General features: G+C 71.8%; 14 protein-coding genes. 7 read left to right on the top strand and 7 right to left on the bottom strand.

The features are described 5' to 3' along the window. Positions 1-78: 78 nt before the first annotated feature. Complete coding sequence (locus WMI84_RS13025; RefSeq protein ID WP_347353811.1) at positions 79-477, bottom strand: hypothetical protein; 399 nt, start codon at positions 475-477, stop codon at positions 79-81. Here WMI84_RS13025 and WMI84_RS13020 point away from each other — a divergent pair. Both WMI84_RS13020 and WMI84_RS13015 read left to right on the top strand, forming a co-directional pair. After that, positions 467-1069 carry a polysaccharide deacetylase family protein gene (locus WMI84_RS13020; protein WP_347353809.1) on the top strand — a complete coding sequence of 201 codons (603 nt, stop codon included), beginning with the start codon at positions 467-469 and terminating at the stop codon, positions 1067-1069. The genes WMI84_RS13025 and WMI84_RS13020 overlap by 11 nt on opposite strands. A gap of 125 nt (positions 1070-1194) precedes the next feature. Continuing rightward, positions 1195-1425: a hypothetical protein gene (locus tag WMI84_RS13015; protein WP_347353807.1), complete on the top strand. Its 231-nt coding sequence runs from the start codon at positions 1195-1197 to the stop codon at positions 1423-1425. A gap of 14 nt (positions 1426-1439) precedes the next feature. On the opposite strand, the gene WMI84_RS13010 is transcribed toward WMI84_RS13015, so the two are convergent. Then, entirely contained in the window at positions 1440-1799 is a 360-nt protein-coding gene (locus WMI84_RS13010) for a hypothetical protein (RefSeq protein ID WP_347353805.1), read from the bottom strand. Positions 1800-2137: 338 nt separating this feature from the next. Here WMI84_RS13010 and WMI84_RS13005 point away from each other — a divergent pair, with 338 nt between their 5' ends. Continuing rightward, positions 2138-2809 carry an LON peptidase substrate-binding domain-containing protein gene (locus tag WMI84_RS13005; RefSeq protein WP_347353803.1) on the top strand — a complete coding sequence of 224 codons (672 nt, stop codon included), beginning with the start codon at positions 2138-2140 and terminating at the stop codon, positions 2807-2809. 61 nt (positions 2810-2870) lie between these two features. Here the strand turns inward: WMI84_RS13005 and WMI84_RS13000 are convergent, their stop codons facing one another. Beyond that, positions 2871-2999, bottom strand: a complete 129-nt coding sequence (locus WMI84_RS13000; RefSeq protein WP_347353801.1) for a methionine/alanine import family NSS transporter small subunit — start codon at positions 2997-2999, stop codon at positions 2871-2873. Then, positions 2996-4552, bottom strand: coding sequence for a sodium-dependent transporter (locus WMI84_RS12995; protein ID WP_347353799.1), 1557 nt, complete (start codon positions 4550-4552; stop codon positions 2996-2998). The genes WMI84_RS13000 and WMI84_RS12995 overlap by 4 nt, the downstream gene beginning before the upstream one ends. Positions 4553-4702: 150 nt before the next feature. On the opposite strand from WMI84_RS12995, the gene cueP reads away from it, so the two are divergent. After that, positions 4703-5278 (top strand): copper-binding periplasmic metallochaperone CueP, encoded by a 576-nt coding sequence (gene cueP / locus WMI84_RS12990; RefSeq protein WP_347353798.1) that lies wholly within the window; start codon positions 4703-4705, stop codon positions 5276-5278. 152 nt (positions 5279-5430) lie between these two features. Here the strand turns inward: cueP and WMI84_RS12985 are convergent, their stop codons facing one another. After that, entirely contained in the window at positions 5431-6045 is a 615-nt protein-coding gene (locus WMI84_RS12985; RefSeq protein WP_347353796.1) for a TMEM175 family protein, read from the bottom strand. A 225-nt stretch (positions 6046-6270) separates the two neighbouring features. On the opposite strand from WMI84_RS12985, the gene WMI84_RS12980 reads away from it, so the two are divergent. From WMI84_RS12980 to WMI84_RS12970, 3 genes are read left to right on the top strand one after another with little or no spacing between them, the layout of a single operon-like run. After that, positions 6271-7149, top strand: coding sequence for a pyruvate, water dikinase regulatory protein (locus tag WMI84_RS12980; protein ID WP_347353794.1), 879 nt, complete (start codon positions 6271-6273; stop codon positions 7147-7149). Beyond that, positions 7146-9515, top strand: a complete 2370-nt coding sequence (gene ppsA, locus WMI84_RS12975) for a phosphoenolpyruvate synthase (RefSeq protein WP_347353792.1) — start codon at positions 7146-7148, stop codon at positions 9513-9515. The genes WMI84_RS12980 and ppsA overlap by 4 nt, the downstream gene beginning before the upstream one ends. A gap of 58 nt (positions 9516-9573) precedes the next feature. Beyond that, positions 9574-10569 (top strand): ERCC4 domain-containing protein, encoded by a 996-nt coding sequence (locus WMI84_RS12970; protein WP_347353790.1) that lies wholly within the window; start codon positions 9574-9576, stop codon positions 10567-10569. Between the two features lie 100 nt (positions 10570-10669). On the opposite strand, the gene WMI84_RS12965 is transcribed toward WMI84_RS12970, so the two are convergent. Together WMI84_RS12965 and WMI84_RS12960 are read right to left on the bottom strand one after the other, a co-directional pair. After that, on the bottom strand, positions 10670-11212 hold the full coding sequence (locus tag WMI84_RS12965) for a flavodoxin/nitric oxide synthase (protein WP_347353788.1): 543 nt from the start codon (positions 11210-11212) through the stop codon (positions 10670-10672). A gap of 51 nt (positions 11213-11263) precedes the next feature. Further along, positions 11264-12121: DUF4389 domain-containing protein (locus WMI84_RS12960; RefSeq protein ID WP_347353786.1), on the bottom strand; the 858-nt coding region annotated here is incomplete at its 5' end.

The raw sequence follows: 12121 nt of genomic DNA, 5'->3' as shown, positions 1-12121 counted from the left end.
GCGGCGATCGGTTGCTCGGTCACCTGCCCACGTTCCCAGACCGGGCAGGGCCCGCGCTGCGGTTTCCGACAAGCCGGATCAGGCCAACCCGGGCGTATGCCGCATGCCGGCCTCCTGCGCGGGTCTGACCTCGGTCCGTGTCCGCTCGGGCACTGTCTGCTCGGGCACATCGACGCACGCGGCCGGGCCAGGTGGTGTGTGCTGGACCCGGGAGGTGCCCATGTCCAGGTCGATGCCCCACGCGGGCGCCGTCGCGGTGCTCGGCGCCGGCCTGCTCGCACTGGCGGCCTGCTCGGGCGGGACCGTGCCGCCGACCGGTGTCACGCCGACCACGGTGTCGTCCACCAGGGTGTCGTCGGCACCACCCGGCGCCACCGGTCCGGCGGGGCCGGGACCGTGGGTCCCCCCCTCTCCCACCGCTGCGGCCTGTGCCATCCCCCGGTCGTTGCTGGGCAGGCCGGTCGAGGTGCTGCCCACGAACCGCAAGGTCGTCGCGCTCACCTTCGACTCCGGGGGGAGCAGCGACGGCGTCACGTCCGTCCTGGCGACCCTGGCCCGTGAGCACGTGCCGGCGACGTTCTTCCTGACCAGTGACTTCGTCGACCGGTTCCCGGCGCTATCCCGGGACATCGCCGCCCACCCGGTCGGCAACCAGACCTACGACAGCCCCGACCTGACGGCGTTGACGGACAGCGGGATCCGCACCGAGATCCGCAGCGCGGCGGCCCGGATAGAGGCGGTGACCGGGCGCGACCCGCGACCGCTGCTCCGCTTCCCGGACGGGGCCCTGACCGCGCACCTGGTGGGCCTCGTCAACGCCGAGTGCTACGTGCCGTTCCGGTGGACCGTCGACTCGCTCGGCTGGCAGGGGGTCACCGGTGGGCAGTCGGTCGACTCGGTCGTGCGCCGGGTGCTGGCCGGGGCGCGCCCGGGCGAGATCGTGCTGCTGCGCCTGGGCGCCCACCCGGAGGACCATTCGACCCTCGACGCCGACGCCCTGCCCGGCATCATCGCGGGGCTGCGCGCCGGGGGCTACGGCTTCGTGACGCTGACGGCCGCCCTGCGGTGAGGGCGGCCCTCGTCTCAGCGCGGCAGATCGTGGGGGTCCCGCCGGGGCGCCCTCCGGACGTAGCCTGTTGTGGAGTCGGCATCGAGTCGACATCGAGTCGGCAGGGCGGCACGGGAGGCCGGGCGATGACGAAGCGGCACAAGAAGAAGTGGTCCGATCTCAGCTCGTCGCAGCAGGCGGTGATCCTGGCGTTGGGGTCGATCCAGCTCTCGCTCGCGGCCACGGCGTGGGCCGACCTCGCGGCGCGCGCGCCGGAGGAGGTCAACGGCAGCAAGGCCAAGTGGGCGGCGGTCATCGCGATCAGCTGGGTCGGGCCGATCCTCTACTTCGCCAAGGGCCGCCTGCCCTCGATGTAGCCCGGCCCGCCGACTCACTGCTGCAGCACCCAGATCTGGTAGAGCCGGACGAACAGGTAGGGGACCACGACGAGTCCCACCAGGATCGTCGCCGTGCCGCCGCGGCTGCGTTCGGCCCACGACCAGCCCACCGCGAGGGGCAGGATGACGAGTGAGGCGAGCAGGTAGCCGAGGAAGGTCCCGACCGAGACCCCCGGCGGGGCGTCGCCTACCAGCCTGAGGCCGATGACGAGCTGGACGAGGAGCCCGACCTCGATGACCGCGAGCAGGCCGAGCACGAGCACGTTGGGCGGCCGGTTCCGGATGACCTGGACGAGTACGGCGACGGCCGTCACCGCACAGAGGATCGCGAGGGCCTGCTGCAGCTCGATCACAGGGGCATCATGCCGAACCCGTGGCCGCGGCCCACGGCGCGGTCCGCGCCGTTGCCGGTCCGCCGGGCCTGGGATGTATCAGCAGCGCGGGGTCGTGCATCTGAAGGGTGGGTACAACCGACTCCCTGGGGCACGCTGCGGCCAGACTCCCTCGCAAAGAGCACCCGCCGCAGCGTGCCCCCCCCACGCGTCGTCGTCGCGTACCGACGAGTGTCCCCACGCGCGGGGAACAGCCCCCGCGACCGTCGACTCGCTCCGTACGAGTGTGGTGCGAGTCCCCGGGCACCATGGCGTCTCCCGAGGGCGCGAGGCGGCCCGACCGGCCGTACCCTCGCCCCATGCCCTCGCTGCCGCTGTTCCCGCTCGGGACCGTCCTGCTGCCGGGGGCCCGGCTGCCGCTGGTCGTCTTCGAGCCGCGGTACATCGCCCTGCTGGCCGACCTGAAGGCCTCCGCCCCGCCCGGGCAGCGCGCCTTCGGCGTCGTCGCGATCCGCCGGGGAACCGAGGTCGGGGCAGGCGCGGCGACCGAGCTGTTCGACGTCGGCTGCGAGGCGGTGATCGAGCAGGTGACCGGCACCGAGCCGCCGTTCCAGGTCCGTACGGTCGGGCGGCGCCGGTTCCGGCTCACCGGCCGGGACGAGTCCGCCGGCTCGCCGTACCTGACCGGCCGGGTGACCTGGCTGGACCCGGTCGCGCGCCCCCCGGGCTCGGCGCCGGCCGCCGACGTCGCGGCCCTCGCCGATCGGGTCCGCACCACCCACGCCCGGCTGCTCGCCGCGATCGGTGCGACGACCGGGCGGGTGGGACAGGTCGGACCCGACGAGCTGGCCTACCGCATCGTCGAGCGGTCGCCCCTGGAGCTGGCCGACCGCCAGGCCGTACTGGCCGGCCGCACCGAGCGCGACCGGCTCGGCACGCTGCTGGCCGTCCTGCGTCGCGAGCTGGCCCTGGTCACCCAGGTCCGCGCCGTGCCGGGGCGCATCGAGCCGGGAGGCTTCTCACCCAACTGAGCCGCCGCGACATCCAGCACGGGGCAGCTGCGCGGGTGAGCGGCATACGGCAGGGCGCGGCTCACAGGTCGCGGTGCGCCTCGGCGACCTCGCCGCGCCCGGGGCGGCTGATGTTGACTATCGCGAGGGCGAGCCCGCCCCACAGGACCAGCATGGCCACGAGCATCATGACGACAGCGCCGGCACTCATCGGGTCACCTCCAGGGTCGGGTCGTCCGCTTCCGGGACGGTGAGCGGGGTGTCGGGCCGCCACTTGACCAAGGTGACGAGCACTCCCACGACGATGACTGCTGCGGCGACGCCCCAGCCGAAGACCGTCAGCATCCACGCGGGGTAGCCCCCGTAGGGGGTGCCTGCGGCCTCACGGAACTCCTTGACGAGGATGAAGGTCAGCATCGCGGGCGTCACGACCGAGATCAGCACGATCCACCAGCCCTTGACCGGGACGGACCCGTACCGGTTCAGGTGCCGGGCCAGTCGGGGCAGGGCGCGCAGCACCCACGCCACGACGAGCATGCTGACGACGGCGACGAGCAGGATGCCGAACTTGTTGATGAAGTTGTCCATGATGTCGAGGACGGTCAGCGTGCTCGTCGTGCTGAACAGCAGGATGCTGACGATCGCGATCGGCAGCGAGACCACCATCGTGGCGCGGATGCGGCCCATCTCGAACTTGTCCCGGACCGCGGAGATGACGACCTCGAGGATGCTGACGAGCGAGGTGACGCCGGCGATGATCAGCGAGGCGAAGAAGAGCACGCCGATGACGCTGCCCGCGGGCGCCTCGCTGATGATCGCGGGAAAGGCGATGAACGCCAGGCCGATTCCGCCTGAGGCGACCTCGCTGACCTGGGTGCCGGACGCCTGCGCCATGAAGCCGAGCGCCGAGAAGACACCGATGCCGCACAGCAGCTCGAAGCCGGAGTTGGCGAAGCCGACGACCAGTCCGGACCCGGTCATGTCGGTCTTGCGGCCGACGTAGGACGAGTAGGTGATCATGATGCCGAACCCGATCGACAGCGAGAAGAAGATCTGGCCGAAGGCGGCCGCCCACACCCCGGTCTCCTGCAGGGCCGACCAGTTCGGGGAGAAGAGGGCGTTCAGGCCCTCGGTCGCCCCCGGCAGGAGCAGCGCCTGCACGACGAGGGCGGCGAAGGCGAGCAGCAGCACCGGGATGAAGATGACCGAGGTGGCCCCGACCCCCTTCTGGACGCCCAGGGCCATGATCCCGATGACGACCACCCAGACGACGATGACCGGCACGAGGACACCCGGCACGAAGTCGAGGGTCACCCCGGCGGACGGGTCTGCGGCCCGCAGGAACTCGCCCCCGAAGAACTTCTCCGGATCGGCGCCCCACGACTTGTCGACGGAGAAGAACATGTACCGCAGCGACCAGCCGATGATCGCGGCGTAGTAGACCGCGATGATCGCGCAGATGCCGACCTGCCACCAGCCGATGAACTCCGTGCCCCTGCTCAGCCGCGCGAACGACAGCGGCGCGGACCCCCGGTTGCGGTGGCCCAGTGAGTAGTCCAGGAACAGAAACGGGATTCCCGCGGTGAGCAGCGCGATCAGGTAGGGCAGGATGAACGCCCCGCCGCCGTTCTCGTAGGCCACGTACGGGAAGCGCCAGATGTTGCCGAGCCCGACGGCCGACCCGATCGCGGCGAAGATGAAGACCCGTCTGGACGAGAAGGCTCCGCGCTTGGCCTCCTCGGTGGCCGCTGGCGTAGCAGTCATCGATGTTCCTCCTGACTCGGCGATGCCAAAGGGAGCCTCCAGCATGCTTGAGCGCCGCCCGGAAGGCCAGCCCGTTGCGACATTCCCGCGCCATGACGAACCGCGCGATCCCTACTACACTCCGTAGCAGCCAACTCAGGAGTGCTCCACATGACCAAGCTTGTCGTCGCGGTCCTCGCCGCGGTCGTCCTCGCGCTCGCCGGGTGCTCGAACACCGCCACCCCGGACGCACCCGCCCCCGCCGCGGACTCGGTCGTCCACCAGCTGGGCTTCGACGGCAGGAGCGCCGAGCAGATCGTCCAGGCCGTCGACTCCTCGCCCGAGGCCCGGCCGCTCGGCTTCGGCGCGTCGGTCCGGGACACCCAGCTGGTGCTGACCGCGGGCGAGCGGGAGTCCAGCCTGCCGTTGCCGGCCGACCGCTTCTACCTGTCGATCGCTCCGTACCGGACGCAGACGCACGAGTGCTTCTTCCACAGCCTCGCCACGTGCCAGGGCGAGCTCGCCGGAGCGGACGTCACGGTCACCATCGTCGATGCCCGGGGCAAGGTGCTGGTCGACGAGCAGACGACGACCTACGCCAACGGCTTCGTCGGGTTCTGGCTGCCGCGCGACGTCACCGGGACCGTGACCGTGACGCACGACGGCCGCAAGGGCAGCGTCCCGTTCGCCACCACCGCGGGCAGCCCGACCTGCCTGACGACCCTGCGCCTGACCGAGCAGGCCTGAGGCGAGCGGGGCTGAGCCGACCGCGCCACGCCCGATCGGGACGGGACGGAAGAACACAACAAGTCCGGCCCCGGTCACCCGCGCGTGCGGGGTCGGGCGGGCGAGGGCGGACCTGTTGTTTCCGGCCGTACGCGCCGCTCGCGCGGACCGCCCTATCCCGCGGTGCGGGCTCCGACCGCGCGGCGTTCGAGCAGCCGCAGCACGAGGAGGGCGAGCAGGGCGAGCAGGCCCAGGTCCGCGTCGAAGAGGCTGATCACCGTGCAGGCGCCGAAGACCGCGGTCGTCACCCAGGCCCACACCTGGCCCGGACGGCCGGTGTGCCGGTCGACCAGCAGGCCGATCGCGGAGGTCAGCGCGGACAGCACGAGCATCGTGCCGATGTAGAACGGGGCCGAGCGGGTGTCCAGCTGGTGGCCGACGACGGCCGTCGGGAAGGGCAGGAAGGCGATCACGAGCAGCCAGAGCAGGTTCAGCAGTCCCAGTCCGGCGACCTGCGTGTCACCCTCGGCCAGCCGGCGCAGCGCCCCCGCGTGCGCCGCCCAGAAGACGTAGATGACCACGAAGCTGATCGCGAAGGACCACAGCAGGTCGCTGTTGTCGCCCAGGAAACCGCCGAGCCGTGCCGTGTCCACTTCGCGGGCCACGTCGACGACGGGGAGCACCAGGATCGTCATCGCGATCGCGACCACGGCGTCGGTGAGCATGATGAGCCGTTCGAGTCCCGGCCCGTCGGGGGCCGGAGGTCGTGCGACAGATCGGCTGGCCACCGCAAGATTGTGTCAGACCGGTCGCGCGGTGGTGCCCGGTCGCGCGATGGTGCCCGGCACGCAGCGGCGGTGCCGGACAGCGGCAACCCGGACACCGGCAACCCGGACACGGGCGACCGCGCGCCGCCCCGCGGTCATCCGGGAGCCGCCCGGGGTCCCGCGGCGCCGGCGACGTCAGTAACCTGAGCAGCGGAGCCCACCGCCGTACTCCGTCGTGAGGGACTGATGACCGAAGCCGAGCCGCACCGCACCGCGGACAGACCCGCACACCTGCAGCGCCACGCCGGGGCGCCGGTCGTACCGATCTTCTTCATCTCCGACAGCACCGGCATCAGCGCCGAGACGCTCGGCAACGCGCTGCTGATCCAGTTCCGGGACGTGCGCTTCGAGCGCAAGCTGTTCCCCTTCGTCTCCACGGTCGAGGAGGCCCGGCGGGTGGTCGCGGCACTCGACGCGGCGGCCGAGGGACCCGTCACCCCGCTCGCGTTCTCGACGCTGGCCTCGATCGAGCTGCGCGAGGAGCTGCAGCGCACGAAGTGCCCGCTCGTCGACTTCTTCGACAGCCACCTCCCGCAGGTCGAGTCGGTGCTCGGCCGGGAGGCGCTGCACGTCGCGGCCCGGCTGCACGGCCTGGGCGACGTCAAGCGCTACAACCACCGGATGTCGGCGATCGAGTACGCCATCGAGCACGACGACGGGCAGAGCCTGCGCGGGCTGGAGAAGGCCGACGTCCTGCTGCTCGGCCCGTCGCGCTGCGGCAAGACCCCGACGAGCATGTACCTCGCCCTGCAGCACGGCCTGTTCGTCGCGAACTACCCGCTCGTCGAGGACGACTTCGACAGCACCGAGCTGCCCGAGCCGGTGCGTCCCCACCGCCGCCGCTGCTTCGGGGTGGTCACGACCCCCGAGCGGCTCTCGCAGGTCCGCCAGCAGCGGCGCCCGAACTCCCGCTACGCGTCCATGGAGCAGTGCGCCCACGAGATCCGCCGCACCGAGGCGCTGCTGCGGGCCTACCACGTGCCCTCGACGAGCTCCGCGAACAAGTCGGTCGAGGAGATCGCCACCGTCATCATGCAGACCATCCACCGGAGGAGCAGACAATGAGCCGCAACGTCCTACCGTTCGCCGGGCTGGGGATGGATGACGTCCACCTCGTCGGCGGCAAGAACGCCTCCCTGGGCGAGATGGTCAGCAACCTGGCAAGCGCCGGGGTGCGTGTCCCGGACGGGTTCGCCACCACTTCCGACGCCTACCGACAGTTCATCGGCGACACGGGCCTGGCCGACACGATCGCGGACCGGCTGCGCGGCCTGGACACCGACGACGTCGAGCAGCTGGCCGAGGTGGGCCGCGCGATCCGGGCCGCCGTCGTGGCACAGCCGTTCCCGGCCGGGCTCGAGGCGGACATCCGGGCCGCCTACGACCGGCTCACCGGCGGCGACGAGTCGGTGTCGGTCGCGGTCCGGTCGAGCGCGACCGCCGAGGACCTGCCCGACGCCTCCTTCGCCGGCCAGCAGGAGACGTTCCTGAACATCCGCGGGATAGACGCGGTGCTGACCGCCATCCGCGAGGTCTTCGCCTCGCTCTACAACGACCGGGCGATCGCCTACCGCGTCCACCACGGCTTCGAGCACGAGACCGTGGCGCTCTCGGCCGGGGTGCAGCGGATGGTGCGGTCCGACGTCGGCGCGTCCGGCGTCATGTTCACGATGGACACCGAGTCGGGCTTCCCCGACGCCGTGTTCATCACCGCCTCGTACGGGCTCGGCGAGGCGGTCGTGCAGGGCGCGGTCAACCCCGACGAGTTCTACGTCTACAAGCCCGGCCTGCGGGCCGGCCGCCCGGCGATCCTGAAGCGCGGGCTCGGCAGCAAGGCCACGCAGATGGTCTACACCCAGGACCGGGCCGTCGGCCGGACCACCGAGTTCGTCGACGTGCCCGACGAGCTGCGCAACCGGCTCAGCCTGACCGACGACGACGTCACCGGGCTGGCCCGGCACGCCCTGGCCATCGAGGAGCACTACGGGCGCCCGATGGACATCGAGTGGGGCAAGGACGGCGTCGACGGCGGCCTCTACATCCTGCAGGCCCGCCCCGAGACGGTGCAGTCGCGCCGGTCCGGCAGCGAGCTGACGCGCTACCGGCTGGGCGAGAAGGGCACCGTGCTGGTCGAGGGCCGGGCGATCGGCCAGAAGATCGGTGCCGGACCGGTGCGGGTGCTCAGGTCGGTCGAGCAGATGCGCGACTTCCGCCGTGGCGAGGTCCTCGTCGCAGACATGACCGACCCGGACTGGGAGCCGATCATGAAGCGGGCCTCGGCCATCGTGACCAACCGGGGCGGGCGCACCTGCCACGCGGCGATCATCGCCCGCGAGCTCGGCATCCCCGCAGTGGTCGGCACCGGGTCGGCGACGCGCAGCCTGCCCGACGGCACCGAGGTGACGGTCTCCTGCGCCGAGGGCGACACCGGCAACGTCTACCAGGGCCTGCTCGACTTCACCGTCGAGTCGACGACCCTCGACGCGATGCCGGAGATCCCGGTCAGGATCATGATGAACGTCGGCACTCCCGAGCAGGCCTTCGCCTTCAGCCGGCTGCCCAACTCCGGCGTCGGCCTGGCCCGGCTCGAGTTCATCATCAACCACCAGATCGGCATCCACCCCAGGGCCCTGCTCGACGTCGACAACCTCGAGGAGCACCTGCGCGAGCAGATCACCGCGGCGACGGCGGCATACGACAGCCCGCGCGACTACTTCGTCAAGCGGGTTGCGGAGGGCGTGTCGATGCTCGCCGCCGCGTTCGCGCCCGAGCCGGTGATCGTGCGGATGTCGGACTTCAAGTCGAACGAGTACGCGAACCTGCTCGGCGGCGAGGGCTACGAGCCGCACGAGGAGAACCCCATGCTCGGCTACCGGGGCGCGTCCCGGTACATCTCGGCGGACTTCGCCGAGTGCTTCGCGATGGAGTGCGAGGCGCTGAAGTTCGTCCGCGACGAGATGGGCCTGACCAACGTCAAGATCATGATCCCGTTCGTGCGCACCGTCGCAGAGGCCAAGGCGGTCATCGAGGGGCTCGGCCGCAACGGCCTGGTGCGCGGACAGAACGGCCTGCAGGTCGTGATGATGTGCGAGCTGCCCTCGAACGCGGTCATCGCCGACCAGTTCCTCGAGTACTTCGACGGCTACTCGATCGGCTCGAACGACATGACGCAGCTGACGCTCGGCATGGACCGCGACTCCAGCCTGGTCGCGGCCGGGTTCGACGAGCGCAACGACGCCGTGAAGTTCATGCTCAGCCTGGCCATCAAGGCCTGCCGGGCGCAGGGGAAGTACGTCGGGATCTGCGGGCAGGGCCCGAGCGACCACCCCGACCTCGCGGCATGGCTCATGGAGCAGGGCATCGAGACGATCTCGCTCAACCCGGACACCGTCGTCGACACCTGGCTGAGCCTGGCCAAGCAGACGAGCTGACCCGGCAGCCCGGTCCCGGGAACCCCACAGCCGGGGCAGCAGGCGGGAGGATGGGCTCGTGCCCGATGACTTCCTCATCGCCCGCAACCCCGACGACGCCAGCGGTCTACCCTACCTCGTGCGGATCCCGTTGGGCCCGAACGGGATCGTACTGAAGGCCCGCGAGACCTGGCCACGCACGACGAAGGTCTACTGCCACCGCGCCGAGGGCTGGCCGCAGGACGCGGACGTCGTCGAACGAGTCGCCACCCGCTCCTGCACGCGGCGCGGCGCCGCGGTCGAGCTCGTGCTCGACCGCGGCCGGGAGAACCGCTCGCAGTTCGTGCTGACCTACGCGCGGGGCCGCGAGGCGATCTTCTGGCAGAGCGCGCGCACCACCAAGCAGGCCAAGCCACGGGTCACCCTCCCCACCGCCCGCGCCGGGGGCCCGAACCGGGAGCCGGACGAGCCGGCCGAGCTGGCCGTCCTGGTCGACGTGCACGAGCGGTACCCGTGGAAGTTCTCCCGGCAGCAGGTCACGACGCACACCGCCCACCTGGCGGTCGGCGACTACGCCGTGCAGGTCGACAAACGGATCGCCGCCGCGGTGGAACGCAAGTCCCTGGAGGACCTCGCCACCTCGCTGCTGAACGGGAGGCTGAGGTACGCACTGGCCGAGCTGAGCGGCATACCCCATGCCGCCGTGGTCGTCGAGGAGCGATACTCGCGCATCTTCGCGCTCACGCGCGTCCGGCCGGCGGCGGTCGCGGACGCCGTAGCCGAGTGCCAGGCCCGCTACCCGACGGTGCCGATCGTCTTCGCCGAGACACGGGCGCTCGCGCAGGAGTGGACCTACCGCTTCCTGGCCGCGGCCGCGCACGAGGCCAGGCTCGAGGAGGGCAGCGCGGCACGTTTCGACGCGCTGCCCGCGGCCGGTCCCACCCCGGCGCCGCAGCCGAGCACCGCGCAGGTCCGCGCCTGGGCGCTCGAGCAGGGGTATGCCGTCGCCGACCGCGGGCGGCTGCGCCCCGAGATCTGGGCGGCCTTCGAGCGGTCCCAGCGCGCCTCGGGCTGACCGGGCACCGGCCGCCGAGGGCGTCGGCCCGCCGACGGTGGACGGGGCTGGACACCCGGAGCGGGCTGCTTCACTCCGGGTGCCCAGCCGGCCCGTCATGTCAGGCGGGTGCCGGACTGGCGTGCTTTCCGACCAGGGCCGCACCCCATGCCCGGGCTCGAAGCAGCTCGTCGTGGGCCAACGGTCCCGGTACTCCTTCTACCCAAAAGGACTCGCCTCGCTCGGCTCGCCGGAAGCCGTTGCGTCGCAGGGCGGCAGCCGCCGAACGCGCCGCCGATCCCGGCATCAGCCGGACGTGGACGCGGGTGTCGAAGGTCACCACCGGCAGGTCGCCGCGGGGTACCACGCGCTCGACCCACTCGCGCACGCCGGCCGCCGCGCTGCCGGTGGCGCCCTGGCGGACGGCGTCCTGCCTGGTGCTCGACCGCGGCATCGAGAAGGCGTGGGTGGGTGCGCCGACGAGCAGCAGGCCGACGTCGGCGGGGATCTCGGCCGGCGCCGCTGCCACCGGGACGAGCCGTACGGCCGGCGGACCCGTCGAGTCGGTGCCGCTCGCCAGCTCCTGCGTCATGCCCTCGGCGATGGCGGCCGCCACCGCCGCGGTGTTGCCGAACATCGACTCGTGGACGATCAGCACGGTCATCTCGCTACCTCCAGGTCATCGGCGCGGCGTCGTCGCGCCGGCCGGGCGGTGTCAGACGGGTCGGGGTCGGAGGGTGGTCGCGGGGGCGTGACCTCCCTGGTCGAGCCGGAAGGGCGGGTAGACGTCGGTCATCAGGGCGCCGTAGGCGATGACGCGATAGGTCCACCGGTTCAGGCCGACGACCAGGTCGAAGATCGGCCTCGGGTAGCTGCCGGTGAACAGCAGGACGACGCCTGCGACCAGGACGAGGAAGCCCAGGGCGCCGGGCCAGTGGTACTCGGTCCTGGTCGCGGTCTCCTCGACCACGCGGGTCCACGACGTCGACGTGCCGACGACGATCGCGAGGAAGAGCCAGTGCGGCAGCAGGAGCAGCCACTTGACGAAGATCAGCCCGCGCGAGAGGTGCTCGGGATAGGCGATCTCGAGCCGGGCCCGGTCCCCCGGCTGCGGGTCGAGGCTGAAGGGCGGGTACTCGTCGGTGCCTAGACCGCCGTCGAACGCGTAGTACGAGACGCGCCACGCCCACCGCAGCACGCCCACGTTGAACTCGAAGATGCCCCGCGGGTAACGACCGGTGAACAGGATCGCGAACCAGGCGACGACCGTCAGCACCCCGAACGCGACCCACAGGACCGCCAGGACGAGCAGGTGCGGGATCGCCGCGAGCCACTTGACCAGCCAGAGGCCGCGCGACAGGTCGGGCTGCAGGTCCGCGTCGAGCCGCACCGGGTCCTCGGGTGTCGGGCCGGCACCGTCGCCGGGGACCGGCGGGGCGGCCCCCACCGGGACCGGCGGGGCGGCCCCCACCGGGACCGGCGGGCCGGTCGGGGGGCCGGCAGACTGGTCTGCCGGGGGCGGCTGCTGCCCACTCGATCCGGATTGCTGCCCACTCGATCCGGATTGCTGCAC

The sequence above is a fragment of the Intrasporangium sp. genome, assembly GCF_039812505.1.
In the GTDB taxonomy this organism is placed as follows: Bacteria; Actinomycetota; Actinomycetes; order Actinomycetales; family Dermatophilaceae; genus Intrasporangium_A.
Note: the sequence above shows the minus strand (reverse complement) of the source record. Positions and strands in the feature narration are given on the sequence as shown.

Coding starts and splice junctions, on each gene's coding strand:
- WMI84_RS12965 (WP_347353788.1), bottom strand. CDS start 11,212: ATGACCGTGCTGATCGTCCACGAGTCGATGTTCGGCAACACCGCGGCG.
- WMI84_RS13005 (WP_347353803.1), top strand. CDS start 2,138: ATGCCCTCGCTGCCGCTGTTCCCGCTCGGGACCGTCCTGCTGCCGGGG.
- WMI84_RS12980 (WP_347353794.1), top strand. CDS start 6,271: ATGACCGAAGCCGAGCCGCACCGCACCGCGGACAGACCCGCACACCTG.
- cueP (WP_347353798.1), top strand. CDS start 4,703: ATGACCAAGCTTGTCGTCGCGGTCCTCGCCGCGGTCGTCCTCGCGCTC.
- WMI84_RS13015 (WP_347353807.1), top strand. CDS start 1,195: ATGACGAAGCGGCACAAGAAGAAGTGGTCCGATCTCAGCTCGTCGCAG.
- WMI84_RS13000 (WP_347353801.1), bottom strand. CDS start 2,999: ATGAGTGCCGGCGCTGTCGTCATGATGCTCGTGGCCATGCTGGTCCTG.
- WMI84_RS12995 (WP_347353799.1), bottom strand. CDS start 4,552: ATGACTGCTACGCCAGCGGCCACCGAGGAGGCCAAGCGCGGAGCCTTC.
- ppsA (WP_347353792.1), top strand. CDS start 7,146: ATGAGCCGCAACGTCCTACCGTTCGCCGGGCTGGGGATGGATGACGTC.